Source organism: Geobacter sp. SVR (assembly GCF_016865365.1).
Classification (GTDB): domain Bacteria; phylum Desulfobacterota; class Desulfuromonadia; order Geobacterales; family Pseudopelobacteraceae; genus Pelotalea.
The window spans coordinates 169,174-192,162 of the sequence record NZ_AP024469.1 but is presented as its reverse complement, the minus strand read 5'-3'; the positions used below and the strand labels follow the sequence as shown (position 1 = coordinate 192,162).

Sequence of the window (22,989 nt, the reverse complement as noted above, 5' to 3'; positions counted from 1 at the left end):
GATGGAAACTAATACTGAAAAAAATCCTGAAAATATCATATCAACGGCTGAGCGGTTGGCTACTGCACTATTGCGTGCAAAACCCATCACTGCTTATCAGCAAGCTAAAGCACGTCTGGACGCCGATCTGGAGGCGCTTAAATTGATTAAAAGCCTTTCGGAAGCACAAGTCGACCTGCGCATGCGCCAATTACGGAATGCAGTTTCACAAGAGGATGTAGATCAGCTACGTTCCCTTCAACGCCAGATTCAATCTAATCAGAGGATTATGGATTTTGCCCAAACCCAACAAGAGGCTATGGCATATCTGTCCGCAGTGAACCAAGAAATCAGTCAGTCGCTTGGTGTAGATTTTGCCTCGCTGGCCGGCCCTGCGAGCTGTTGACATGTTGGCCGGGAAAAACATCGTTGTTGGCATCACTGGAGGCGTGGCGGCGCATTATCTGCCCGAGTTGATTGGTCAGTTGCGGTTTCGGCACTTTGCTGTTGTCTATGCGGTGATGACTCCGGCCGCAGCCCAATTTATATCCCCCCTGATGGTGGCAGCTGCTACAGGGACTCCAGTCGATACAGAAATCTTTGTTGCTGCCCAACGAGATCCTCTGGCTCATATTCACCTGGCGCACCTGGCCGATCTGGTTCTGGTTGCCCCGGCAACGTTCGACTTCATTGGGAAAGTTGCCGCTGGTCGAGCCGATGATCCGGTATCCCTGCTCCTGGCTGCTACGCCTGCCCCAGTTCTGCTGGCTCCCGCAATGCACGATACTATGTGGAGCAAACCGATTTTAAAACGAAATCTTGGGATACTGGAGAGTGTTGGTTACAGGATCGTGCAACCAGAAATTGGCATTCAGGCGAGCGGTGATTCGGGGGAGGGCCGCATGGCAAGCATGAATGCCATTATTGTTGCTTTAGGCGAGATGACAAAAACAATCTCAGAAAAGGAAGAAGGCGGACCCAGCTCACTCACCAAATGATTGTACAGATCTTATAAGTAAAAGACGATTTTGCCAACGGGATGCTTGCCCTGCATCTAATCAAGGCAGAGGCGGATAAACAGCAAAAGATAGCGATCAAGGCAGTGTAAAACCTGGAGATGCAGTTATGCCTATAAGTGTTCTGCCCTGAAGGTTGCAGACATATGCAACCCTCAGCTATTGCCAGTTTGGAACAACACCATGCTGATAAAAATATTCCAAAAATTACCCATTACCAAGACCATTGCGAATTCACTGGTTCTTGTTTGCTTTTGGACATTTGTTATTTCCGTATCACTTATAGTGAACATTATGATGAAGCAAACGGGTTTGCTCTTTGCTACCCATGCGGTCATCTGGATTGTCGGTCTTATTTGTCTGTACATTGGGGCCAAAATGATTAAGCGCCGAAGCCAAGAGTGCAATTTAGCTGAAAACGAACTGCGGCGGGTGAATGATCTGCTTGAATTACAGGCTACCACCGACTCTCTGACCGGCATCTTCAACCGACGTAGATTTTTGGATCTGCTTCAATTGGAAATTCAGGAATCAAAGCGATATGGCGTTCCGTTGGTGCTCATTTTCTTTGACATCGATCGCTTCAAGGACATCAACGACAAATATGGGCACGATGCCGGAGACAGCGTATTACGTGAACTAACCCAACTTGTTGCCAGTACGATTCGCGAGGCAGATATCTTCGCACGCTTTGGTGGAGAAGAGTTTGTCATTCTAGCACATAACAATGACGTCAATGCGGGATGCGAACTCGCCGAAAAGATCCGGAGTGCTGTTGATCAACATCGCTTTACAATAGTGGGCATTGTTACCTGTAGCTTCGGCGTTAGCCAGTTTGAGCTTGGCGATACAAGCGAAAGTATTATCAAACGAGCTGATGAGGCCATGTATTCAGCCAAAGAAAGAGGAAGAAACCTAGTTGAAAATTTCTGTAATTGTCAACAAAGGTAAGAATCTATGTGCCTGATAGTTTTTGCGTCGGAATGTCAAATTAAAGCTAGAACTATCTTAATAATCAGCCATCACATTATTGGCAAAGCATCGTTGCGGAACACGTTATTTAATACCTTCTTCCGTTGGAATGAGAAGTTCCAAAAATGAACGAAAACTGGATCATTATAGCAGGACTCATAGTCCTTTCTGTCGTCTCCGGTATGCTCGGTCTTGGAGTTGCCTTTGCGGCAATTCCTTTTCTCGGGCTTTTTCTGCCCGATCTGGTCCATCAGGTTCAACCACTCAGCCTCTTATTAAACGGGGTAACGGCCCTGTTTTCGGTTTTCGGTTTCGCCAAGAGCGGCAACATAGTCTGGAAAAAGGCAGCTATCTTGGCCGTTATCACTACGGTTGCCGCTCCTCTCGGCTCATGGCTGGCCCAGTTCATCAATCAGACCACAATCTGGATCATCTACTTCGCTGCTGTTGTGTATCTATCCTATCGGCTCTTCCGACCGATTCAGGAAAAACCTTGCTGCACTGAAAATTTCCGCCTCGCTCTCTTGCTGGCGTTCCCGATTGCTGTATTGAGCGGTTTTCTCGGAGTCGGGCCGGGATTTCTGCTCATGCCTACCCTTATGATTGCGGGGTTCAACGCAAAGAAGGCAGCCGGCATCAATGCCCTTGCGGTGACCCCGCCATCTTTCTCGGCCCTCGTGCCACACCTTGCCACCGCACAGTTCAACCCATTCCTGACTACTACACTACTACTCGTCGGAGCAGCCGGTTCGTTTATAGGCGCAAGGGTGACGAGCCTCTATGTGCCAGGTGCTCGGATAAAGCAAATGTTCGGTATTCTGATCATCATTGTCACACTGTACAAGATTTATACGCTTCTTAGGTAACCCGGCTTGAAAGATTCGGAGGAGATAATCAGTCGTACCCTGAATGAAAAAGGGCTGAGCATCGCTCGGCCAGACTGCGCAACTATCTCTGGGTGGGTAGGATAACTCTATGTGTCTTATCGTCTTTGCGTTGGAATATCATCCGAAATACCGTCTTGTCCTTGCTGCAAACCGTGACGAGTATTTCGATCGCCCGACAATTCCCGCTGGATATTGGCCTGATAATCCTTCAATTCTAGCTGGACGGGATTTACAATCAGGGGGAACGTGGCTGGGGGTGACGACAACAGGGCGACTGGCGGCGGTAACCAACTATCGTGACACGAAATGGCATGTCGAGAATCCGCCTTCACGAGGTTTGCTTGTTGCTGAGTACCTGTCTGGAAATATGTCTCCGCCGGAGTATCTGGAAAACCTCAAAACAAGAGGACACCGCTACGATGGGTTCAACCTCCTCTTTGGGGATAGTTCCGGCATATTCTACTATTCCAACCGCGGTGAGGCTGAAAATGTTGTATCACCAGGAATCCATGGACTCAGTAACCATCTTCTCGACACACCGTGGCCAAAGGTGACATCTGCCAAGAAGAGGTTCGAAGCTCTTCTCAACAAGGATACGGAAGAACCGGAAGAGTTTTTTGCCGTTTTGGCTGATGGGGCTCCTTTTCCCGATGACACGCTGCCTGAAACCGGCGTAGGGATCAAGCGGGAGCGGTTTCTCTCTTCGATATTCATGACCAGCAGGACGTATGGAACTTGTTTCACAACACTTCTCTTTATCGACAGAGAGAACGGATTGAGATTCGTAGAACGAAGTCATGATCCTCAGCGTTCGAGCAGCGCAACAGCTGAGTTCAGTTTCGTGATGCACCAGTCGTAACCGTCAGGACAGAAGTAATTAGTCAAGAATGGCTTTAAAATGCCAATAATTCTGTTGGCCACTCCGTGTGTTTCGTGAAGTTGAGGTGGGGTCGTGGATAAAATAGATAACGGTATAGAAATACAGATTAAGGTACCAAACCAAACCCGCTATTTGAGCCTTATAGGTCAAATAAGCGAAAATTTGGTTAAGGAGATATGTCAATTACCGGACAAAAATGAATTATGTGCCAATATAATAAACGTAGTTGCAACAGAGGCTGTAGTGAATGCAATTAAACATGCAAATACCGCTGATCCTGATACGTTTGTAAAGATTATTATCAACGTTTCCGACAAAGAACTTTCAATTAATGTTTACGATAGTGGACAAGGGTTTGAACTGAATACAATTTCCACTCCTGACCTTATTTCAGGCAGTCTTGATGAATCAGGACGTGGAATATTTATCATCAAGTCGTTGATGGATTCGGTTGTTTACAAAAAAGCAAATGGTGGGAATGTTCTGGAAATGAAGAAGAAGTTATCATGTTGATTTATTGTACATAGTGCCATTAGTGGCAATGATTAACCTGACAAATATTTCAAAGTCATTATTTATAAATTTTTGACTTGTGTAAGTATGAATTCTACCGAGAAAGGGAGGTAACATTATGGATGAACGAACCAAGGAACTGATAGCCATCGGAGCATCTGTCAGCGCTCACTGCCAACCCTGCCTCACCTGGCACGTTGGAAAAGCTCGTGAAATTGGCATTGACGATGAGACTATACGTGAAGCTATTGAAACTGGTCATATGGTCGAAAAAGGGGCCATGAGTGCCATGCGGAAGTTTTCCGCAGATGTCCTTGAAACAAAAACAGAATGCACAGTACATAAAGTTTGTGAGGCGTTGAAGTCATTTGGTGTTCACGACGAGCATAGTGCGTGAATAAGCAAAGACTTCATTGAATCCAGCAAATGCGGACTTCGTACCAATACAAGGAGTTGCATAAGGTAATATGACAGGTTGGACAGGAAAAATGCTCAATGTAGACCTGACGTCTGGTCGAATATGGCGTGAGGATATCCCCGTCGACTTCCTGCACCTGTACCTGGGTGGGCGTGGGCTTGGAGTACGATTGATGCGGGATTACTATTCCCTTGCCCCGTTCGATTCCAATATGCCATTGGTCTTTGCTGTTGGTCCGCTATGTGGCACACAAGCGCCCACTTCTGCAAGGCTCTCTGTAATATCCAGATCGCCACTTACCGGTACCATCTTTGATTGCTCGGCAGGCGGACGCTTTGCATGGCGGTTGAAAGCCGCCGGACTTGATGCGATTCGGATAACCGGTTGCAGCTCTAGGCCTGTAGTCCTTTCTATTCAAGGGGAGAAATCTGATTTCCTCCCTGCCAAGCGCCTCTGGGGAAAGGGGATCAAGGAAACTGTCGCGTTGCTGGCTGATCTTGGAAGCGTCGCAGCTATAGGCCCTGCAGGTGAGAATGGTGTTCTTTACGCCAACATAATGATGGGAGAAGGCAACTCGCTTGGGCGTGGCGGCCTTGGTGCCCTGATGGGAGCCAAGGGGCTGAAGGCAATTGCTGTTAACGGCGATGCAAAGGTTACTGTTGTTGATCCTGTGCGTTTCTATCGTGCACGAAGCGACGTCATGAGACTTTTTAATGCTTCTCCGGTCATATTCGGCGAAATGGGTATCGCCAGGTTTGGCACTCCGGCTTTAGTCGATATCATGAGGCAAAGGAGGATGGCCCCCACAGAGAACTTTACCAAGACAGTTTTTGAAGAATCTGACAACTACTCCGGTCCGGCGATAAATCTGAATTTTGAAGCAAAGAAGGATGGCTGCTATGGCTGTCCGATCCAGTGTAAGAAGAGCACCCCAAATGGAGAACATCTGCCGGAATACGAGACAGTCTCTCATTTTGGCGGATTAAATAAAATCTCGAATCTTGCCGCGATTGTCAGGGCTAACACTCTCTGCAACGAACTGGGGATGGACACCATCTCCGCCGCTGCCACCATCTCTGCATGGGGTGAGGCATTGGGGCGCTTTCAGGATGCCGAAGAACTGCCGGGCCTGCTGAATGACACCGCACTCAGACGCGGTTCAGGAGAGTTGCTGGCGCTTGGTTCGAGACGCTTGACCGTAGAGCTTGGGCGCCCGGAACTCTCCATCAGCGTGAAGTCCCTTGAACTTCCCGCCTACGACCCTCGCGGCGCGTATGGCATGGCGCTTGCCTACTGCACCAGTAATCGGGGTGGGTGCCACCTGCGTGCCTACACTATTTCTCACGAGATCCTGCGCAAGCCGGTGCCCACTGACCGCTTTTCTTTCTCAGGGAAAGCGAGAATAATCAAGATTGCAGAGGATACAAATGCAGTAGTAGATTCACTGGTTGCCTGCAAGTTCTCTTTTTTAGGGGCGACCCTCGAAGAGTATGCCGGACTGCTGAGCGCAACCACCGGGTTAGAATACTCTCCGCAGTTGCTTGTTGAGATCGGCAATCGGATATGCATGACAGAACGTTTCTACAACTGCACAAATGGTTTTACAAAAGCCGACGACTATTTGCCTGAGCGATTCTTCGATGAGGCCGGTTCGAGCGGTGAAGGAATTAAAGTCCCTCCCATCGACCGAGCAAAGTTTGACGAGGAATTACTAAAATACTATCGGATACGAGGTCTTGACACTCATGGGGCCTTCCATGACTCTAATTGGCTGGAGAAACAACCATAATCGCCCTTTATTCGCAACCACGAACACTTGGGGTATATTTTGAAAACTGCAATTGGAGAGGTGATGTCATGGATGTACCGAATTCTTGTGAACACAAGAGCTCACATGAGATAATCCGAAGCATCGTGGAGTTGTGCGCCGACTGCGACACCTGCCGTTACCTTATGGAAGAAACATGTCTCTTTTTCCCTGAGTTCTATCGACTCTGGGACCGGGAAACGGAGAATGGCGTCCCAATTACCGAGGCGGAGCTGCGAAGCCTAGTCGAACTCTGTACTCTCTGTGGTCTCTGCCCATGCCCAAAAATACCCGCCGATCTCATGGAGGCAAAGAGTCGATATATCGACCGGGAAGGGCTGCCCCTTGCGATCCGGCTGCTCACAAATGTCCCACGGTTCGCCCGTTTGTGCGGGACCTTTCCGAAGCTGGTTAACACTCTTCAGTCGCATGAGCCAGTCAGTTCTCTGCTAAAAAAAGTGACTCATGTCCATCCCGAAAGGCAACTTATCAAATTCCCGGAGCAGAGTTTTTTCAAATGGGCTGCGCAGAAAGGCTTGAACTCCAGAAGGGATGGGACACGCAATGTTGCCTATTTTGCAGGGTGTACTGCCGGCTACCTCTTTCCCCAGGTCGGCCAGGCCGTGGTGGAGGTTCTGGAGCACAACGGCATGACGGTATATGTTCCGCCGCAGGACTGCTGCGGTATGCCGCACCTTGTGGAAGGCGACCGCAACGCCACGCTGCAGAGGGTTCGAGCCAACATGTGGAATCTCCTGGAATCGGTTCATGCAGGAGATGACCTGGTATGTTCCTGTCCTACCTGTGGTTATCTTATGAAGGTTCTTCTTAAGGAAAGGGCCTGCTATTCAGAGGTATATCAGAGGTCGGTGAATGCCGGTGAGGATGAGATCAAGGTGCCGAGATCGGATCATGGCGGCAAGAAGCACAAGGTTCTCAGAAAATCGACATACGAACGCATCTTAAAGGATGATGGCTATTTTTCATCCCTCGACCCTATGAACCGCATCAATCTGGCTGAGCATCTCTCCGACGCCGGTGAGTATCTTGCTCGCCTCCATGCCGACGGAAACTTTGACACCCAGTTCGTTCCCATCTCTGAACGCATGGTCTACTTTGCCCCTTGCCATCAGAGAGAACAGAAGATCGGTAGTCCTTACCCGGATCTTCTAACGCTGATTCCAGGAATAACCATTGAACGAGTGGAAGGGATGTACTGTTGCGGCATGGGAGGGAATTTCGGTTTCAAGGCCGAGTTCCACGAAAAATCCCTTACCATAGGGCGCCCCCTGATGGAGACGATTCGAGCAAAGGACCCCGAGTCGATTGTCACCGACTGCCTGAGTTGCAGGTTGCAGTTCCAGCACGAGCTTCCGTACCCTGTCTTTCATCCGATGGAAATCCTGGCAAGGGGCTATTTGAACAGACGCAACTCTCTGAGCTGGACAGATTCTACGGAGGAATGACCTCACAACCAGCCGTATAAAGACCGTTAAGTGAGAAATTTATTGTCTGCCGTTATGTGATGACGGTGAGACTATGAAGACACCTGTTAATCTAATCGGGGCCGAACCAGTTGCAGAGGGCCCCCTTGCGGAGGCTTCTTTACCAAAGCCGAAGGCAGATACAGACGCGTTACCTGATGGAAATTGCACGGCGTTTCCCGTGCCCCATTGCCGCCATGCCGCTTTTGAGTGAAAAGGTCGCCGGCCTTGTGCCCCTCAAGGAAGCTGCCGAATATTTCTTTGCCTAGGGAGCGGAAGACGTGCGCGATGCATGAGGTACTTCACTCGACGTAGGGTGAACCTATGAGACAGTGCCATTTACAAAGAGAGAAAGGAGAAATCATGCCACTGGACAAAAAGTCGCTGGAACTGGTATCAATGCCCTTATTTTTTCAAACAGCTACCCACAGATTCTGCGGAAGAGGCTGAATGCAACCCATTCGAATTATTGCATTCACAATTGGAGTCGTCGCACAACAAATCAATCGCATACCCACAACACGCATCAACACACTTGTAGCAATAAATACATTTATCATAGTCAATGATAATTCTGCCCCAAGGATTTCCGACACACTCAATGGTATCTCCGACTTTATTGTTGGCTAAATTGGCTGTACTCAAACAACCCGTGTTCTTTTCTGTTATATTGATTGTTGCCTTGATGCCTCTCGCAGCCATAGGACACCTATCAAGACGGCCAGTCAGTTGTTTGTTAAGAATTGGTTCATCAACTTCCATGTAACTGATCGCTTCCACCGGACAAACCTTAATTGCGGTGCAGACGTGTTTGTCAGTAAAGCATCTTTTGAAGTTTACAACTGGCTTTTTTATTGCATTTGTATTTTTGCAAATGATTGTCGGGTCTATTTCCTGTGACGATTTGCCACAATTGCAATTGCAACTTTCTATTGTTTCCATGTTTATGCTCCCTCCTATTTAGTGATTTGGTATCACTACTGTCCGGTTAATTTCGAATGTACTGGCTTAACCACCTGATTATTAATGTTCTTTGACACGATTGTTCTTTTTTCGATTTGAATTCATCCCGGGGCTCCGGGGTGGTACCTTCCTGACAGCTCAGGAGGGTACCAATGAACTCTGGCCATACCGTCTTTCGGCAACTGCTTCAGTATCTTCCACGACATGAGTTCAATGTCTGCGTTCACCGATATCGCGGTGAGTACTGGGCCAAGAGTTTTTCCACATTCGACCAGTTTCTTTGTCTGGCGTATGCCCAGATGACCGGGCGTGAGAGTTTGCGGGACATTGAAACCTGTCTGAACTCTCATCAGGAGAAACTCTACCACATTGGATTTCGTGGTGATGTCTCCCGCACGACGCTTGCCGATGCGAACGAGCGCAGGGATTGGCGGATCTTTCAGGATTTTGGCCAGATCCTGATCGGTCTTGCCCAAGAGCTTTACAAGGGTGATCCGCTTGCCATCGAATTGAAGCAACCACTATTTGCTTTTGACTCTACGACTATTGATCTCTGCCTGACGTTGTTTCCGTGGGCCGAATTCCGGAAAACCAAGGCAGCGGTCAAGATGCACACGCTGATTGACCTGCGTGGAATAATCCCGACATTCGTAGCAATTACCACCGGCAAAGTGAATGATGTAAAGTTGCTGGACAGAATGCCGGTTCAAGAAGATGCCATCTATACCATGGATCGCGGCTATGTTGATTATGCACGCTTGTTCGCAATTCATAAGCAGGGCGCATTCTTCGTCATAAGGGCCAAAGACAACCTGAAATTCAAGCGCCTCTACTCTGCACCAAAAGATAAGGAAACAGGTATACGGGCCGACCAGGTTATCACCTTGGTAACGATAAAATCGAAGAAGGGATATCCAGAACGGCTACGCCGGGTCAGCTATGTTGACAAAGAGCGAAACAAACGTCTGGTATTTCTAACCAACAACTTTGACATCCCGGCAAAGACAGTTGCTGACGTCTACAAGCAGAGGTGGCAGGTGGAGCTGTTCTTCAAGTGGATCAAGCAGCACCTGCGATTCAAGAAGTTTTACGGAACATCCGAAAATGCTGTTAAAAGCCAGATATGGGTCGGGCTCTGCATGTACCTGCTCGTGGCTATCGCCAAAAAACGACTCGGTATTCCGTGCTCGCTATACACTTTTCTACAGATTCTTGAGGTCAACTTATTCGAGAAAAAGCCCATTTCATCACTGGTTACAGAGGGTCTCAAGCAGAAAGCTGGCACTCTCGACTATAACCAGTTGAACTTATTCAATTATTAACCGGACAGTAGTGATTTGGTATATTAAAAATCAGCTATGGTTACCATTTACTTCAGTCCTTTGACTTATTCATGTTTGGACAAACAGCTTTCCACTCGTCGCTGTCCGGCCCTATGACGCAGCGACCATCTTGTCGCATCGACAGACGCTGTTTGCAACGCTTGATTTCCTGCTTGAATTCAGATGCGGGAATGCCACGCACGGCAGCGAGCAGATTGGTAAAAAACGGAGTTTGGTCGTTTTTCAGAGTATAAAATACCCATTTCCCTTCTTTTCGTGCTGTTACCAACCCAGCTTTCAGCAAGCATTTGAGGTGGCGGGAGACGTTGTAATGTGATTCACCCAAAACATCCATGGCCTCTGCCACACATACACGCTCATGAATCTGTACAAGCAAACAGTAAACGCGCAAACGGCTCGGTTCGGCCAAAGCTTTTAATGCTTCTACATATTGTTCATCCATAAGCTTCACGCATCTGGCCCTGAGAATAGCGAACCAGCCTCTAAATTGAATTGGATTGATCAAAAGCACAAGGTTGTTTGACAACAGCTGGGGTCTTTTTATCAGCATCAGTGAAATAAAAAGAGCCTAAGGGAAAACAGAAGCCTCGAATGGCTTCATGCACCCAGCCTGGATGTAATTAATAAGAGGCCAAGCTTTAGACTAATTTTCGGGATTTTCTGTCGACCGGACAAGCAACAAGGCAGCCACCACCGTATGCTGCAGTTCCGGGAGCAGCTTCCGTTTGCATGAACAACGTTTTCTGTAACACCTCAAGAATGGCCGTATCCCCTCCTCCCATAGCTAGTTTTTGGGATTGTCCCTCCATTATGCAATAGAGAAAACAGGGAGTCGGTGCAAATACAGGGACACCGGGAGTTCCCTCGGCAAAAATTCTGCCGGCGCAATCGAGAGACTACCTTCTTGCACCCTATCCTCCTTTTAATGCTTCGATGATTAATCCTGCATACGTTGAGGGTCAGTATATGCACATATGCGCTAACGTGCAAGTATAAATAGGGGATAAGAACATTACATGGAGTGCTGGCTACCCTCCGAAAGCAGAATGGGCGCGTCCTCCAAGGCTGGGTATAACGACAAAATTTTCGATCACAGTCTGGAAGAAGGATGTTCAAGCAGGCAGTGTGTGGACTTGCGCTCTGAAAGCATATGTGAATGACGCTATAAGGATAATTGCGCCAATCTCATTTATCTACTCTTGCCTTCTGGGATAGACTTGGTTGCAGCAATTATTGCTTGGTTCGCGGTCAGAGAATCGGGCAAGCCTGCTGACGATAAGCACCATTTTGGTCATGGCAAAATTGAAAACGTCGCAGGTACGATAGAAGCGGTACTTATCTTCGGGGCCGCAATCTACTTAATTTGGGAGGCAGTGCATAAGCTCATCAAAGGAAGTAACGAGATTGAAAATCTGGGCATAGGTGCTCTGGTCATGGGGATTTCGGCTCTTGTTAACTATCTCGTTTCCAGGCACTTGCTGAATGTTGCCATAAAAACAGATTCTGTGGCCCTTGAAGCGGATGCCATGCATTTACGAACGGACGTATATACTTCAGTTGGTGTGCTTGCTGGTTTGGCTGCCATCAAATTAACAGGCATAGCTATTCTGGACCCATTGGTTGCGATAGTGGTTGCCTGCCTGATTCTAAAGGCTGCCTATGACCTGACGAAGACCGCCTTTTTTCACATTCTTGACTTAAAGCTCCCTGATGATGAGGAAGCAACTATCCATGAAGTGATGCTGAAACATTCCCGACATTATCTGGAGTACCACAAGCTCAGAACCCGAAAGTCAGGCCATATAGGGCGCCCCCTGATGGAGACGATTCGAGCAAAGGACCCCGCGGCGATTGTCATCGACTGCCTGAGTTGCAGGTTGCAGTTCCAGCAAGAGCTTCCGTACCCTGTCTTTCACCCGATGGAAATTCTGGCCAGGGGCTATTTGAACAGACACAACTCTATGAGCAGCAGGACAGATTCAGGTGAGGTATGACTTCACAACCAGTCGTACAAAGATCCGTCAGAAGCGAAATTTATTGTCTGCCGTTATGCATTTTTGGTATAACCAGCGTCAGAATTTTCTCAGCACTAAAGAATATATTTCAGGAGGCATTACATGTTCGGATTCGGCATGCCGGAACTCGTCATCATTCTTGTCATCATGCTAGTGATCTTTGGTCCGGGGAAACTCCCTCAACTGGGTGCTTCACTCGGCGGCGCGATTAGAAGTTTCAAGAAGGCCGCTGAAGAAGACCCTAAGCAGATAAATCCTCAACAAGAAGAGAAAAAAGATCAATAGGAGCCGTCCAAACGTTGCCATGCCCGAACCTATGAACCAAGACATAACCGGCGTCATTCTTGTCGGCGGGAAAAGCCGCCGTATGGGTCGGGACAAGGCGTTCTTGGATGTTGCAGGTAAACCGCTCCTCGAAAGAATTCTGGATGTTTTTCGAGCGAGCTTCGACCGGATCGTCCTTGTTGGGGACCGGGAAGAACGCTTTGCCGCCTACGACCTGCCGGTCGTGCCGGACATCTACCCAGGCAGTTCTCTGGGAGGCCTCTACACCGGCCTTTTTCACGCGGCAACGGAGTACATCTTCGTTTCCTCTTGTGACCTCCCATTTCTTAACGCCAATATTCTCCGGCACCTCTGCTCCCTGCAGGATGGCTTCGACGCTGTGGTGCCAAGTACAGAGCACGGTTACGAACCCCTCTTCGCCCTCTACGCGAAAAGCTGTCTTGGGCCGATCAAAGCGCTTCTGGAAGCCGGTGAGTTCTGCGCCTACGCCTGGTATCCCCAGGTCAAGGTCAGATATGTCTCCGAAGAAGAACTGGCCCATATCAATAAGGACGGAAGGGCTTTTCTGAACGTCAACACCCCGGATGAATTTGCAAGAATAGGAGAAGATCTATGACCGTAAAAGCGGTTTCTTTCGTAGCAAAATCGGGTACAGGCAAAACTACTCTCCTGGAAAAGGTCATCGCCAGTCTCAAAGATCGCGGTTACAGGGTAGGAGTGGTCAAGCACGACGCTCACCGCTTCGACATCGATCATCCGGGCAAGGACAGCTACCGGCTGACGGCCGCCGGTGCCGACACCATGCTAATCTCATCTCCTGAGAAGCTGGCCATGGTGAAGAAACACGCCGAAGCGCCAAGCATCGAGGAGATTCTCTCTACCTATTTCACCGATGTGGATATCGTACTTACTGAGGGGTTCAAGAAGAGCTCCATGCCGAAGATCGAGCTCCACCGCAAAGAGCGGAGTTCGAGACTTCTCTGTCGGGGTGATGAGTTCGACGCGACGTTAGTAGCGGTAGCCAGTGACGAACAACTGGACCTGGACGTGCCGGTGCTCGATCTCAACGATCCACCCCAGGTTGCCGACTTCATCGAACAAAGCTTCCTGAAATGAGCGCCCCCGGATCGGTAATTCAGGTACGTTCCAAGATCTGGCTGGAAATTAACGGCGAGCCGGTGTTCGGTCAGGGACGGGAAGAACTGTTGCGGCTGGTGCAGAAGAACGGCTCCATAAACGCCGCAGCAAAGGCGATGGGGATCACCTACCGCAAGGCGTGGACTTACATCGACGCTATGGAAAAGCGACTGGGGTTCCCTCTGGTGAACCGCCTGAAGGGTGGACCAGGCGGCGGTGAATCCACTCTAACTCCACAGGCGGAAACGTTTCTGGAAAAGTTCGACATCCTACGACAAGGGTTCAACGAGACCGTTAATCGGAAATTTATGGAACTCGACTTCTGAGACTATTAAGGAGGTATTTATAGATGGTCAGCATCGAGCAAGCGCAACAGACCATACTGGAATATATCACCCCGCTGGAGACGGAAAAGGTTTCAGTGCTTCAAGGGCTGAATAGAGTAACTCCAGAGGATCACATCGCACCCTGGGACATTCCGGCTGCAGACAATTCTGCCATGGATGGGTTCGCTTTCTCCCATGCAACTCTCACCAGCAATAGACTACGGATGACCGGATTTCTACCGGCGGGAGAAGTGCGGACCATCCCAGTGCCTCCGGGTGAAGCTGTGAGGATCATGACCGGTGCCCCGGTTCCACCCGATTGCGACACCGTCGTACCCATCGAGGATGTGAAAGAGTATGGCGAATGGATTTGCCTCACCTCGTCAGTCAAGGCCGGCTCGCACATTCGCAAACAGGGGGAGGACATCCGGCACGGAAATGTTGTCATACCTGCCGGCACGCTCCTCAGACCACAGGAAATCGGTATGCTCTCGGCCATGGGAACAACGTCCCTGGCCGTGTATCGTCGAGCCAGGGTCGCCATCCTCGCCACTGGCGACGAGCTCCTGGAGCCCGGAGCGACACCGGCACCGGGCAAGATCATCAACAGCAACAGCTACAGTCTGGCCGCCCAAGTACTGGACGCAGGAGGGGACCCTGTCCTGCTCGGAATCGCCCCGGATACTTTGGACGCCACCTGTGAAAAGATCAAGTCCGGCCTGAATGCCGATATCCTGGTCATCACCGGTGGCGTATCGGTTGGGGACAGAGATTTCGTCAAGATGGCAATCGAACAACTGGGCGGCAATGTCACCTTCTGGAAAGTGAACATGAAGCCGGGGAAACCCCTGGCATTCGCTATTCTGGATGGGAAGCCGGTATTCGCCCTGCCCGGGAACCCAGTTGCCGCCATGGTCTCCTTTGAACTGTTCGTGCGGCCTTCGCTTCTCAAAGCAATGGGGCACCTCCGTATCTTCCGGTCGAAGGTCAAGGCGCTTCTGCAGGAGCCGGTGACAAACAAGGGGAAGCGCCCCCACCTGGTGCGGGGAATTGTCACCGTGCATGAAGGTCGTTATCTGGTTTCCACCACCGGAAATCAGAGTTCCGGACGACTTTCATCTCTGATTCAGGGAAACGGCCTGATCAAACTTGCTCCTGAAGCCCTGCACACACCGGGAGATGAAGTGGAAGTCCTTCTGCTGGATCGCTGGTTTGAGTTGGGATGTGTCGGCGATGTCATTGCTTGACCCTCATGGAAGGCGTATAAACTACCTCCGGCTCTCCGTGACCGACCGTTGCAACCTGCGCTGTCGGTACTGCATGCCTGCCGAAGGAACGGTCAAGGTGGGCCATGACGACATTCTGAGCTACGAGGAGTTGCTCCGAATCGCCCGCGCCGCAGTAGCAATCGGCGTGGAAAAGATTCGGGTAACCGGGGGCGAACCGCTGGTTCGGCGAGGGATCATCGACTTTCTGCGACAACTGGCGGCGATTCCCGGCCTGCGACGTCTGGTGCTTACCACCAACGGAGTGATGCTCCCCGAGATGGCGGCCTCGCTACGTAATGCAGGAGTGGAAAGCCTCAATATCAGTCTGGATTCCCTGAGGCCGCAAACCTTCGCGGCAATCACCCGTGGTGGTGATCTTCGTCAGGTTTTGGCCGGGATTGAAGCCGCCGAGTCTGCAGGGTTCCGGTTTATCAAAATCAACGTGGTTGTAATGCGCGGAGTCAACGACGATGAAATTGAGGAGTTCGCAGCTCTCACCCTGGAGCGTCCATGGAGGGTGCGCTTTATCGAGTACATGCCGACTCTGGCTGAGGCGGGATGGGAGGCAACCGTAGTTCCCGGTGCAGAGATTCTGGCGAGGCTGTCACGCCGGTTCGCGATGACGGACGAGGCTTCAGAAAACCTTGCCGGCCCTGCGCGCTACCAAAGGATTGCCGGGGCAGCCGGGCTGATTGGGGTGATCACCCCCGTTTCCTGCCATTTCTGCGGCGACTGCAACCGAATCCGGGTAACCTCTCTTGGCATAGCAAAAAGCTGCCTCTTCGACCGCGGAACCATCGACCTCCGGCCCATACTTGCCGGTGGTGACGACACCACGCTCCGCGAGGCCCTCTTCCGAACCGTGGCCGAGAAGCCCGACCGACACAGACTTGCCGAAGGCAGCGACAGACAACGACAGATTGCCATGGCCGGAATTGGAGGATAATGATGCGACAGGGAAAGGTTGTGGCAGTATGCATAAGCCGGAACAAGGGAGAACGGAAGACAGCTGTCGAACTTGTCGAGGTGCGTGAAAATCACGGCATCGTCGGCGATGCCCATGCGGGTGAGTGGCACCGGCAAGTAAGTCTCCTCGCCATTGAGAGCATCCGGAAAATGCAAGCTCTAGGGTTAAGCGTCGACTCAGGTGATTTTGCCGAGAATATCACCACCCAGGGGATCGACCTGCCTGTACTTCCGGTCGGGACGCGGCTGGCCGTTGGTGAGACGCTTCTGGAGGTGACCCAGATTGGCAAGGAGTGCCACACCCGCTGCGCCATCTATCATCAGGCTGGTGATTGCGTCATGCCCAAGGAAGGGATCTTTGCCAAGGTGCTGCATGGAGGCATAGTTAAGCCGGACGATGTTATAGAGGTTCTGGAGTGACCCTTTCCCTTCTGATACCCCTGTTGATTTGTATTCTGGTAGTGGCAATGCTCTACTCCAGTGTCGGTCATGGCGGTGCGTCGGGATACATCGCTGCATTGGCCTTATTCAGTGTTACACCGTCGGCTTTCAAACCCACCGCCTTGATTTTGAACATCCTGGTTGCGACTGTAGCTACCTACTCCTTCGCTCGCGCCGGCCACTTCTCCTGGCGGCTGTTCTGGCCTTTCGCTATAACGTCGATCCCGTGCAGTTTCATAGGCGGCTGTCTGAACCTGCCACCTCACATCTATAAGCCACTGGTGGGATTCATTCTACTGGCTTCAGCCTGCCGACTCTTTTTCCATTCGATAGAAGATGGTTCAGCGGTGCGATATCCTTCGATGCCGTTGGCCTTGTCTGTCGGCGCTGTGCTTGGACTATTGTCGGGACTGACCGGCGTGGGAGGCGGCATATTTCTCAGCCCCCTCTTCATACTGCTCAAGTGGGGAAAAGCACGGGAAACATCAGCTGTCGCAGCACTGTTCATCCTGGTCAACTCTACGTCCGGACTTCTCGGTCATGTCAGCAGTCTTCAGGAAATCCCGGGTTTTGCGCCGCTGCTCGCGGTTACAGCTCTCGCCGGCGGTGTTATCGGCTCCTTTTTCGGCAGTCGCATACTGCCGGTTGCCGGAGTGATCAGGGCTTTGTCCGTTGTCCTGACCATCGCCGGCTTTAAGATGCTGTTTGTGTGACCACTTCCCAAAAACAACACACCACTGATTCGATGATCTCTTCTCGTCCTCTAACTTCATCAGTCACAAACATTTATCTTACTTGTGGAGTTTTTGCCCACAGCAAAAGAGTGGAGCTTAGAACCACTGTGATGCAGCCAGCTTCCTGGAAAATGACCGCCATAACCGGTGTTATGTGCCCAAGCATGGCCAAGGTCAAGCCGATAGCGTTGTAAATAATCGAAAAGAATATGTTGAGCTTGATACGCATTAGTACCTTACGGGACATCTGAACAAATTCGACGAGACGGAAGAGGTCGTCATTCATCAGCGTAACGTCTGCAGCCTCGATTGATACATGCGTACCTGCTGCCCCCATTGCGATACCCACATCAGCCAGGGCTAAAGCTGGCGCGTCATTGATCCCGTCACCCACCATACAGACTTTTCTTCCTTGATTCTGCAAATCTTTGATGACGCGCTGCTTGTCTTCTGGAAGCTGTTCGGCATAGTACTCGTTCACACCTATCTGATCGGCGACTGCCTGTGCTACCTTGGAGTTGTCCCCAGTGAGCATGACAATTTTACTCAAACCTAGACCCTTGAGTGCCTTGATAGCCTGTATCGTCTCTGTTTTCACCTCGTCCGCAATGGCAACTATACCTATGGCTTCCATGTCTCGTGCCACCAAGATCACAGTCCTGCCAAGCGCTGTCTGTGCTGTTATATCCTGTTCAATACGCTTGGACAGAGCGATCCCCCGGTCCTTCAGAAAATCGCGCCTGCCAACGACAATACTCATACCTTGATTGGTAGCGGCAACCCCCATGCTCACCTCAATCTTGAAGTCGTCGGGGTCCGGAACGTCAAGCCGCCGCTCGGCAGCCATTGCCATCACAGCTTTTGCCAGAGGATGCTCCGAGTATTTCTCGGCGATAGCCGCCAGACGCAGCACCTCGTCCGCAGTTGCTCCATCACCGCTCACTACCTCCATAACTTTCGGGCGCCCAAAAGTGAGCGTGCCCGTTTTGTCAACGACTAAGGCATCAATTTTTCCTGCAACCTCGAAATAAATACCTCCCTTGATGAGCACGGCTCTGCGGGCCATATTGGCAATGCCGGCCGCCACCGCTGATGGTGTTGCAATGGCAAAGGCGCACGGGCAAGCAACAAGCAGAATGGCAATAGCAACCTTCAGGTTGCCTGAGGCAAGATAACCGATAATTGAAAGTACCAGAACTGTGGGCAGGAACCAGACGGTGAAGCGGTCAGCAACCCCCTGAATGGGCGCTTTAACGTTCTGCGCCATTTCTACGAGATGAACAATCTTCGCAAGAGTTGTATCCGTGCCAATTTTTTTGGTACTTACCTCAAGGCGACCACTTTCATTGAGGGTGCCGCCGAACACTTCGCTGCCGATAAATTTCTCTACCGGCATGGATTCGCCGGTGATGGGCGCCTGGTTTACCGTCGTCATCCCCGCCGTAACCACACCATCCACTGGGATGCGTTCACCCGGACGCACAATGACGATATCCCCAATCTGTAATTCTGTCACGGGAACGGTTGCTTCCGAATCGCCGCGTCGCACTGTTGCCATTGGCGGGGCGAGGTCAAGCAGTCCGCGGATGCTCCGACGGGTATTGTCGAGGGTGTACGACTCCAACGACCCAACTACCGCCATGATAAGGATGATGGCCGCTGCAGGGAGGAACTCTCCAGCGCCTATTGTAATAATAATGGCCACTGTTACGAACACATTGACCGTTATCTTGCGATTTAAAACATCCCGGAAAGCTGAGAGGAAGCGCTGCCAGCCACCAAAGACCGTGGCCAGCAGAGCCAGGCCAGCGGAAAAATACACAGGGCCGACTTGCCAGCGTCCCAAGAGCCAGGCGGCCAGTGTCAAGATACCCACGATCAATGGTGCAAGCGCAAACACCAAAATTTCTTGCTTGCGCCCCGGCCGAACTTCTTCTGGGGTGCTCATTCTACCCTTCCTTTTGTTCTGATGAACGTTCGACAGGATTATCATTTTGGCTCTTGCCGCCAGGTTTTTCCGAGTGACACCCACATTCGGGGCCGCAACCACTGCTCGCCTTGTTCATAGACTCCTTAATGATTGACCACAACCCCTTCTTTTCCAGCTTGGTTTCACTTTGCTTTTCCATTTTTTACTTCCTCCTTTGGTTGCCTTGTTAGTCGATTTCGCCGCGTGCCTGTCAAGGGGCCGGATTGATGTCTGCCCCATAGAATGCCAGACAGAATCCTTGGTTGAGGAGATTGATGGTGCAAGCATCCACGATTTGATATCGAATGAAGTTCCCATCCCGTTGCGCTACTACGATCCCTTTATCCAAGAGTCGACGCAGCTGGTTGGAAACAGCCTGTGCCTCCATCCCTATTGAATGAGCCAACTCTCCAACGGCAATATCAGGCTTACGGATAAGAGCATGCAAAATGCGTAAACGCGTACCATTAGCCAGCACCTTAAACACCCCTTCCATGGTCGCCGCCTCATCATGAGATAATAAGGTTCGATCCTTAATGGCGGGGACAGGGCAACATTGCCTTGTTGCGGAATTTAATTCATCGATCATAATCTCACACCATTTGGCAGAGTTAAGCCTTTCGAGTTCACAACTATTACATTTTATAGTGTAATACATATGCTGTCAATGTTTTTGCCAACTTACTTTTTTAGTTTTTCACGAAATTAGGACCATAAAAGCAAACACTGCACGAATTGATCTCGCAATCTTCCTCAATACAATCAGCAAAATCATTTTTCGGGCTGTTGAACATAGGGGAGACGGGATACGCATTCAGGATATCTGATGGTCAAGGTCGACAAAGCTCCTGCAGCAGGACGCCATCTGTCAGTTTGGGATTGAGCCACGTCGCATGGTCTTCATGGCTCAGAATAACCGGCATCCTGTCATGGATAGGTGCCATCAGCTCATTCGCGCTGGTTTTCAGGATGGAACAGGACTCTATTACCTGGCAATCGCTTCCTTGCCAATGTTCCCACAACCCTGCAATCGACACTGGACTTCCATCAGCCATCCGAAAATACCATGGCTGTTTTCTTTTCCCATCCTGCCGCTGCCATTCGTAAAACCCTCCTGCTGGAATGACACAGCGACGGCGCTTGAATGCTGACCGGAATGACGGTTTCTCCGCAGCGGTCTCCGAACGGGCGTTGATAAGGCTATTGCCGATGGAGATGTCTTTTGCCCAGGAGGGGATGAGCCCCCATCGGACAAAGGCAAGCTCCCGGCCACCTTCCACATCCTCCCTGACAATTGGTATTGTCTGGGATGGAGTCACATTGTATCTGGGATTAAGCTCCCGATCGATTTTCCTGATGATCCCGTAGATCTCGGTGATCATTTCCGGCGACAGATCGATTACCAGACGTCCGCACATGGCTTACCTCACCTGCACATTTCTGATCCCCTCCGGCTTCCAGGCCGGCGAGATCACGTGTGAACCCTTCTCCTCATTTTTGCCCAAAAGGCTGCCATACGTCACGGTAAAATCGCCGAAACGATCATTCACCGTATCCATGGCGTTGATCATGAAGGCTTTACGGCGTTCCTCCTCAAACAGGGGCAACTGTTCGCGCTGGTAACAGAGATTGGTGATTCTAACCCCCAGCAGGCGAACGGGCTGTTCCAGTTCAATGCTATCCAGGATCTTAATGGCGCCCTGGTAAATATCATCACTCTGGTTGACATGGCAGGAAAGGGTTTCCTGTTTTCCGAAGGTGCTGAAGTCGGCATAACGAATGGTCAGATGAACCGTCTTGCCGGCCACCCCGTAGCGCCGAGCCCGACGACCGACCATTTCCGAGAGCTGTAGCAGGTAGCACAGGATCTCGTTTCGGCTGCTGATATCCCTTTTGAGAGTCATAGAATGCCCGATGGACTTGACCTCCTCGGCATCTTCTGCCGGGATTACCGGGGAATCGTCAATTCCCTGTCCCATCTGCTTCAAACGGCTACCGATGATGCCGAATTTTCTCTTCAACCGACCCTCATCACAACGCCCCAGATCCCCGCAGGTATAGATGCCCATCATATTGAGATGTCGCTCCATTTTTTTACCGATGCCGCACAGCTCCTTAATCGGCATATGTTCCAGAGTAGAACTGACTTTATCAGGCGTGATGATGGTAAGCCCGTCAGGTTTCATCATTTCCGAGGCAAGCTTTGCCAGCAGCTTGTTCGGAGCAATGCCAATTGAACAGGTAATATCGAACTGGTGCTTGATCCGTGCCTTGAGCAGATAGGAGATGTTTTCAGCACTGTTGAATATCGACAGAGAATGGGTCACGTCCAAGAATGCTTCGTCGATGCTGAATACTTCTACCAAGGGAGTGTAGTCCAGCATCATCTTCATGATTTGAGCAGAGGTGTGGGTATATTTCCGGTTGTCAGCCGGTACCATGATAACTTCCGGGCAGAGTCGTTTGGCCTCGTGCAGCATCATGCCGGTCTTGACCCCGAATTTCCTGGCCTCATAGCTGGCCGTGAGGATTACTGTTCGCTGCTGCGAACCTGTGACCACAATTGGCTTTCCTTTGAGGTCGGGGTTGTATGACTGTTCAACGGATGCAAAAAAGCTATTCATATCGAGATGCATGACAACTCGGTTGTCCATTACTTAACCTCGATTCCGTTCAATAGCCAGCTTTGGTCGAGCGTGTTATAGACCAGATCGTAGAGGGCCTCACCGTCGGTAACAGAAAAATGCAGGAGTGTTGCGGCGCCAGTCTGCTCCTTCCAGTGGTAGGTTGTCTCCAGGATAGTATGCTTCCGGTTGTGCCAGTCGAACCAGACCGGTTTGATCAATCTGCCAGGTGTAAAGATCGTGGCTATGCGTATTTGTTCCTTGATTCTCTCCACGGACTACTCCAACTGACGATAAATTCCGACTACTTTGCCAACAATAGAAACATTTTTATCCGGTCCCACATAAATCGGTTCCATATTGGGGTTGGCTGGTTGCAAGCGGATGCGATTCGGTTCGCGGTGAAACCATTTGAGGGTCGCCTCCCCATCCACCATGACAACTACGGTGTCGCGGTTCTCAGCCACCGGTTGAGGACGAACCAGTGCCAGATCACCATCAAAAATCCCTGCACCTATCATTGAGTCACCCTTCACCCGCAAGAAAAAGCATCCATCCCCTTTAACCTGCCGCTGATCCACAGTAAAGAATCCCTGGATATCTTCGATAGCCGGTTGTAAGTGGCCGGCGCGAACCGTGCCAACGATCGGTAGGGGAACAGACTGTCCTCCGTGTGAAGTAAGTACTATCCCGCGGGATGCCCCTGTTTTCTTGAGCCATCCTTTTTTTTCGAGAGCTTCGAGATGTCGATTCACCCCGGAAGGACTGCTGACACCAAGGTGAGCCGCGATGTCACGCACTGTCGGTGAGTATCCATGCGTCTGCGTAAAACGGGTAATGAAGTCCAAAACCTTTTGTTGCCGTTCAGTAAGGGCGATCACTGTGTTCTCCTTGTAATAGTGCACACCTGTTCACTATATACTCTCGATCTTATCTTCTTGTCAAGACGGTGCCACCTTCCC

At 50.6% G+C, this 22,989-nt stretch carries 28 protein-coding genes; 19 read left to right on the top strand and 9 right to left on the bottom strand.

Going from position 1 to position 22,989, the window contains the following annotated elements; all coding sequences use genetic code 11:
• The first annotated feature begins 1 nt into the window (after position 1).
• The 9 genes from GSVR_RS00960 (at position 2) to GSVR_RS00920 (ending at position 7,938) form a co-directional block, all read left to right on the top strand.
• Positions 2 to 385 (top strand): YlbF family regulator, encoded by a 384-nt coding sequence (locus GSVR_RS00960; RefSeq protein ID WP_173202457.1) that lies wholly within the window; start codon positions 2 to 4, stop codon positions 383 to 385.
• Between the two features lies 1 nt (position 386).
• Positions 387 to 977 carry a flavoprotein gene (locus GSVR_RS00955; RefSeq protein ID WP_173202458.1) on the top strand — a complete coding sequence of 197 codons (591 nt, stop codon included), beginning with the start codon at positions 387 to 389 and terminating at the stop codon, positions 975 to 977.
• 201 nt (positions 978 to 1,178) lie between these two features.
• Positions 1,179 to 1,946 carry a GGDEF domain-containing protein gene (locus GSVR_RS00950; protein WP_173202459.1) on the top strand — a complete coding sequence of 256 codons (768 nt, stop codon included), beginning with the start codon at positions 1,179 to 1,181 and terminating at the stop codon, positions 1,944 to 1,946.
• A gap of 146 nt (positions 1,947 to 2,092) precedes the next feature.
• Positions 2,093 to 2,833: a sulfite exporter TauE/SafE family protein gene (locus GSVR_RS00945; RefSeq protein WP_173202460.1), complete on the top strand. Its 741-nt coding sequence runs from the start codon at positions 2,093 to 2,095 to the stop codon at positions 2,831 to 2,833.
• Positions 2,834 to 2,942: 109 nt separating this feature from the next.
• Complete coding sequence (locus GSVR_RS00940; RefSeq protein ID WP_173202461.1) at positions 2,943 to 3,713, top strand: NRDE family protein; 771 nt, start codon at positions 2,943 to 2,945, stop codon at positions 3,711 to 3,713.
• Between the two features lie 93 nt (positions 3,714 to 3,806).
• On the top strand, positions 3,807 to 4,247 hold the full coding sequence (locus GSVR_RS00935; protein ID WP_173202462.1) for an ATP-binding protein: 441 nt from the start codon (positions 3,807 to 3,809) through the stop codon (positions 4,245 to 4,247).
• Between the two features lie 118 nt (positions 4,248 to 4,365).
• Positions 4,366 to 4,644 (top strand): carboxymuconolactone decarboxylase family protein, encoded by a 279-nt coding sequence (locus GSVR_RS00930; protein ID WP_173202463.1) that lies wholly within the window; start codon positions 4,366 to 4,368, stop codon positions 4,642 to 4,644.
• Positions 4,645 to 4,714: 70 nt separating this feature from the next.
• The gene (locus tag GSVR_RS00925; protein WP_173202464.1) at positions 4,715 to 6,454 is read left to right on the top strand and encodes an aldehyde ferredoxin oxidoreductase family protein; all 1,740 of its coding nucleotides are present in this window, start codon (positions 4,715 to 4,717) and stop codon (positions 6,452 to 6,454) included.
• A gap of 68 nt (positions 6,455 to 6,522) precedes the next feature.
• Positions 6,523 to 7,938 (top strand): heterodisulfide reductase-related iron-sulfur binding cluster, encoded by a 1,416-nt coding sequence (locus GSVR_RS00920; RefSeq protein ID WP_173202465.1) that lies wholly within the window; start codon positions 6,523 to 6,525, stop codon positions 7,936 to 7,938.
• Positions 7,939 to 8,361: 423 nt separating this feature from the next.
• On the opposite strand, the gene GSVR_RS00915 is transcribed toward GSVR_RS00920, so the two are convergent.
• Positions 8,362 to 8,898 carry a hypothetical protein gene (locus tag GSVR_RS00915; protein WP_173202466.1) on the bottom strand — a complete coding sequence of 179 codons (537 nt, stop codon included), beginning with the start codon at positions 8,896 to 8,898 and terminating at the stop codon, positions 8,362 to 8,364.
• A 173-nt stretch (positions 8,899 to 9,071) separates the two neighbouring features.
• Here GSVR_RS00915 and GSVR_RS00910 point away from each other — a divergent pair, with 173 nt between their 5' ends.
• Positions 9,072 to 10,241, top strand: coding sequence for an IS4 family transposase (locus tag GSVR_RS00910; protein WP_173202480.1), 1,170 nt, complete (start codon positions 9,072 to 9,074; stop codon positions 10,239 to 10,241).
• Between the two features lie 52 nt (positions 10,242 to 10,293).
• Here GSVR_RS00910 and GSVR_RS00905 read toward each other — a convergent pair whose 3' ends face one another.
• Entirely contained in the window at positions 10,294 to 10,704 is a 411-nt protein-coding gene (locus tag GSVR_RS00905; RefSeq protein ID WP_173201785.1) for a helix-turn-helix transcriptional regulator, read from the bottom strand.
• A 775-nt stretch (positions 10,705 to 11,479) separates the two neighbouring features.
• Here GSVR_RS00905 and GSVR_RS00900 point away from each other — a divergent pair.
• The 9 genes from GSVR_RS00900 (at position 11,480) to GSVR_RS00860 (ending at position 17,413) form a co-directional block, all read left to right on the top strand.
• Positions 11,480 to 12,256, top strand: coding sequence for a cation diffusion facilitator family transporter (locus tag GSVR_RS00900; protein ID WP_239077424.1), 777 nt, complete (start codon positions 11,480 to 11,482; stop codon positions 12,254 to 12,256).
• Between the two features lie 123 nt (positions 12,257 to 12,379).
• Positions 12,380 to 12,562, top strand: a complete 183-nt coding sequence (locus GSVR_RS00895; protein WP_173201688.1) for a twin-arginine translocase TatA/TatE family subunit — start codon at positions 12,380 to 12,382, stop codon at positions 12,560 to 12,562.
• A 31-nt stretch (positions 12,563 to 12,593) separates the two neighbouring features.
• Positions 12,594 to 13,178 (top strand): molybdenum cofactor guanylyltransferase, encoded by a 585-nt coding sequence (locus tag GSVR_RS00890; protein WP_173201689.1) that lies wholly within the window; start codon positions 12,594 to 12,596, stop codon positions 13,176 to 13,178.
• Positions 13,175 to 13,678 carry a molybdopterin-guanine dinucleotide biosynthesis protein B gene (gene mobB / locus GSVR_RS00885; RefSeq protein ID WP_173201690.1) on the top strand — a complete coding sequence of 168 codons (504 nt, stop codon included), beginning with the start codon at positions 13,175 to 13,177 and terminating at the stop codon, positions 13,676 to 13,678. Before GSVR_RS00890 ends, mobB begins: the two co-directional genes overlap by 4 nt.
• Positions 13,675 to 14,025 carry a winged helix-turn-helix domain-containing protein gene (locus GSVR_RS00880; RefSeq protein WP_173201691.1) on the top strand — a complete coding sequence of 117 codons (351 nt, stop codon included), beginning with the start codon at positions 13,675 to 13,677 and terminating at the stop codon, positions 14,023 to 14,025. The genes mobB and GSVR_RS00880 overlap by 4 nt, the downstream gene beginning before the upstream one ends.
• 23 nt (positions 14,026 to 14,048) lie before the next feature.
• Positions 14,049 to 15,272 (top strand): gephyrin-like molybdotransferase Glp, encoded by a 1,224-nt coding sequence (glp, locus tag GSVR_RS00875; protein WP_173201692.1) that lies wholly within the window; start codon positions 14,049 to 14,051, stop codon positions 15,270 to 15,272.
• Positions 15,259 to 16,239 (top strand): GTP 3',8-cyclase MoaA, encoded by a 981-nt coding sequence (gene moaA, locus GSVR_RS00870; RefSeq protein WP_173201693.1) that lies wholly within the window; start codon positions 15,259 to 15,261, stop codon positions 16,237 to 16,239. The genes glp and moaA overlap by 14 nt, the downstream gene beginning before the upstream one ends.
• On the top strand, positions 16,239 to 16,679 hold the full coding sequence (locus GSVR_RS00865; protein WP_239077423.1) for an MOSC domain-containing protein: 441 nt from the start codon (positions 16,239 to 16,241) through the stop codon (positions 16,677 to 16,679). The genes moaA and GSVR_RS00865 overlap by 1 nt, the downstream gene beginning before the upstream one ends.
• A complete protein-coding gene (locus tag GSVR_RS00860; RefSeq protein WP_173201694.1) occupies positions 16,676 to 17,413 on the top strand; it encodes a sulfite exporter TauE/SafE family protein in 738 nt (245 codons plus the stop codon). Before GSVR_RS00865 ends, GSVR_RS00860 begins: the two co-directional genes overlap by 4 nt.
• A gap of 73 nt (positions 17,414 to 17,486) precedes the next feature.
• Here the strand turns inward: GSVR_RS00860 and GSVR_RS00855 are convergent, their stop codons facing one another.
• The 7 genes from GSVR_RS00855 to lexA form a co-directional block, all read right to left on the bottom strand.
• Positions 17,487 to 19,382 carry a cation-translocating P-type ATPase gene (locus tag GSVR_RS00855; RefSeq protein ID WP_173201695.1) on the bottom strand — a complete coding sequence of 632 codons (1,896 nt, stop codon included), beginning with the start codon at positions 19,380 to 19,382 and terminating at the stop codon, positions 17,487 to 17,489.
• A 1-nt stretch (position 19,383) separates the two neighbouring features.
• Positions 19,384 to 19,563: a hypothetical protein gene (locus GSVR_RS00850; protein WP_173201696.1), complete on the bottom strand. Its 180-nt coding sequence runs from the start codon at positions 19,561 to 19,563 to the stop codon at positions 19,384 to 19,386.
• Between the two features lie 51 nt (positions 19,564 to 19,614).
• The gene (locus GSVR_RS00845; protein ID WP_173201697.1) at positions 19,615 to 19,992 is read right to left on the bottom strand and encodes a metalloregulator ArsR/SmtB family transcription factor; all 378 of its coding nucleotides are present in this window, start codon (positions 19,990 to 19,992) and stop codon (positions 19,615 to 19,617) included.
• Between the two features lie 241 nt (positions 19,993 to 20,233).
• Complete coding sequence (locus GSVR_RS00840; RefSeq protein WP_239077422.1) at positions 20,234 to 20,821, bottom strand: SOS response-associated peptidase; 588 nt, start codon at positions 20,819 to 20,821, stop codon at positions 20,234 to 20,236.
• Between the two features lie 3 nt (positions 20,822 to 20,824).
• A complete protein-coding gene (gene dinB, locus GSVR_RS00835; protein WP_173201698.1) occupies positions 20,825 to 22,057 on the bottom strand; it encodes a DNA polymerase IV in 1,233 nt (410 codons plus the stop codon).
• Positions 22,057 to 22,302, bottom strand: coding sequence for a hypothetical protein (locus tag GSVR_RS00830; RefSeq protein WP_173201699.1), 246 nt, complete (start codon positions 22,300 to 22,302; stop codon positions 22,057 to 22,059). The genes dinB and GSVR_RS00830 overlap by 1 nt, the downstream gene beginning before the upstream one ends.
• 3 nt (positions 22,303 to 22,305) lie before the next feature.
• Positions 22,306 to 22,908 carry a transcriptional repressor LexA gene (gene lexA, locus GSVR_RS00825; RefSeq protein ID WP_173201700.1) on the bottom strand — a complete coding sequence of 201 codons (603 nt, stop codon included), beginning with the start codon at positions 22,906 to 22,908 and terminating at the stop codon, positions 22,306 to 22,308.
• Between the last annotated feature and the right edge of the window lie 81 nt (positions 22,909 to 22,989).

What these genes read in the sequence shown, in the direction of transcription:
- GSVR_RS00960 (WP_173202457.1), top strand. Translation starts at nt 2, where the DNA reads ATGGAAACTAATACTGAAAAAAATCCTGAAAATATCATATCAACGGCT.
- GSVR_RS00895 (WP_173201688.1), top strand. Translation starts at nt 12,380, where the DNA reads ATGTTCGGATTCGGCATGCCGGAACTCGTCATCATTCTTGTCATCATG.
- mobB (WP_173201690.1), top strand. Translation starts at nt 13,175, where the DNA reads ATGACCGTAAAAGCGGTTTCTTTCGTAGCAAAATCGGGTACAGGCAAA.
- dinB (WP_173201698.1), bottom strand. Translation starts at nt 22,057, where the DNA reads ATGGACAACCGAGTTGTCATGCATCTCGATATGAATAGCTTTTTTGCA.
- GSVR_RS00865 (WP_239077423.1), top strand. Translation starts at nt 16,239, where the DNA reads ATGATGCGACAGGGAAAGGTTGTGGCAGTATGCATAAGCCGGAACAAG.
- GSVR_RS00925 (WP_173202464.1), top strand. Translation starts at nt 4,715, where the DNA reads ATGACAGGTTGGACAGGAAAAATGCTCAATGTAGACCTGACGTCTGGT.
- GSVR_RS00840 (WP_239077422.1), bottom strand. Translation starts at nt 20,821, where the DNA reads ATGTGCGGACGTCTGGTAATCGATCTGTCGCCGGAAATGATCACCGAG.
- GSVR_RS00880 (WP_173201691.1), top strand. Translation starts at nt 13,675, where the DNA reads ATGAGCGCCCCCGGATCGGTAATTCAGGTACGTTCCAAGATCTGGCTG.
- GSVR_RS00910 (WP_173202480.1), top strand. Translation starts at nt 9,072, where the DNA reads ATGAACTCTGGCCATACCGTCTTTCGGCAACTGCTTCAGTATCTTCCA.
- GSVR_RS00915 (WP_173202466.1), bottom strand. Translation starts at nt 8,898, where the DNA reads ATGGAAACAATAGAAAGTTGCAATTGCAATTGTGGCAAATCGTCACAG.
- GSVR_RS00920 (WP_173202465.1), top strand. Translation starts at nt 6,523, where the DNA reads ATGGATGTACCGAATTCTTGTGAACACAAGAGCTCACATGAGATAATC.
- GSVR_RS00950 (WP_173202459.1), top strand. Translation starts at nt 1,179, where the DNA reads ATGCTGATAAAAATATTCCAAAAATTACCCATTACCAAGACCATTGCG.
- GSVR_RS00930 (WP_173202463.1), top strand. Translation starts at nt 4,366, where the DNA reads ATGGATGAACGAACCAAGGAACTGATAGCCATCGGAGCATCTGTCAGC.
- GSVR_RS00905 (WP_173201785.1), bottom strand. Translation starts at nt 10,704, where the DNA reads ATGGATGAACAATATGTAGAAGCATTAAAAGCTTTGGCCGAACCGAGC.
- GSVR_RS00955 (WP_173202458.1), top strand. Translation starts at nt 387, where the DNA reads ATGTTGGCCGGGAAAAACATCGTTGTTGGCATCACTGGAGGCGTGGCG.
- GSVR_RS00855 (WP_173201695.1), bottom strand. Translation starts at nt 19,382, where the DNA reads ATGAGCACCCCAGAAGAAGTTCGGCCGGGGCGCAAGCAAGAAATTTTG.
- GSVR_RS00945 (WP_173202460.1), top strand. Translation starts at nt 2,093, where the DNA reads ATGAACGAAAACTGGATCATTATAGCAGGACTCATAGTCCTTTCTGTC.
- GSVR_RS00850 (WP_173201696.1), bottom strand. Translation starts at nt 19,563, where the DNA reads ATGGAAAAGCAAAGTGAAACCAAGCTGGAAAAGAAGGGGTTGTGGTCA.
- GSVR_RS00890 (WP_173201689.1), top strand. Translation starts at nt 12,594, where the DNA reads ATGAACCAAGACATAACCGGCGTCATTCTTGTCGGCGGGAAAAGCCGC.
- GSVR_RS00940 (WP_173202461.1), top strand. Translation starts at nt 2,943, where the DNA reads ATGTGTCTTATCGTCTTTGCGTTGGAATATCATCCGAAATACCGTCTT.
- glp (WP_173201692.1), top strand. Translation starts at nt 14,049, where the DNA reads ATGGTCAGCATCGAGCAAGCGCAACAGACCATACTGGAATATATCACC.
- GSVR_RS00845 (WP_173201697.1), bottom strand. Translation starts at nt 19,992, where the DNA reads ATGATCGATGAATTAAATTCCGCAACAAGGCAATGTTGCCCTGTCCCC.
- moaA (WP_173201693.1), top strand. Translation starts at nt 15,259, where the DNA reads ATGTCATTGCTTGACCCTCATGGAAGGCGTATAAACTACCTCCGGCTC.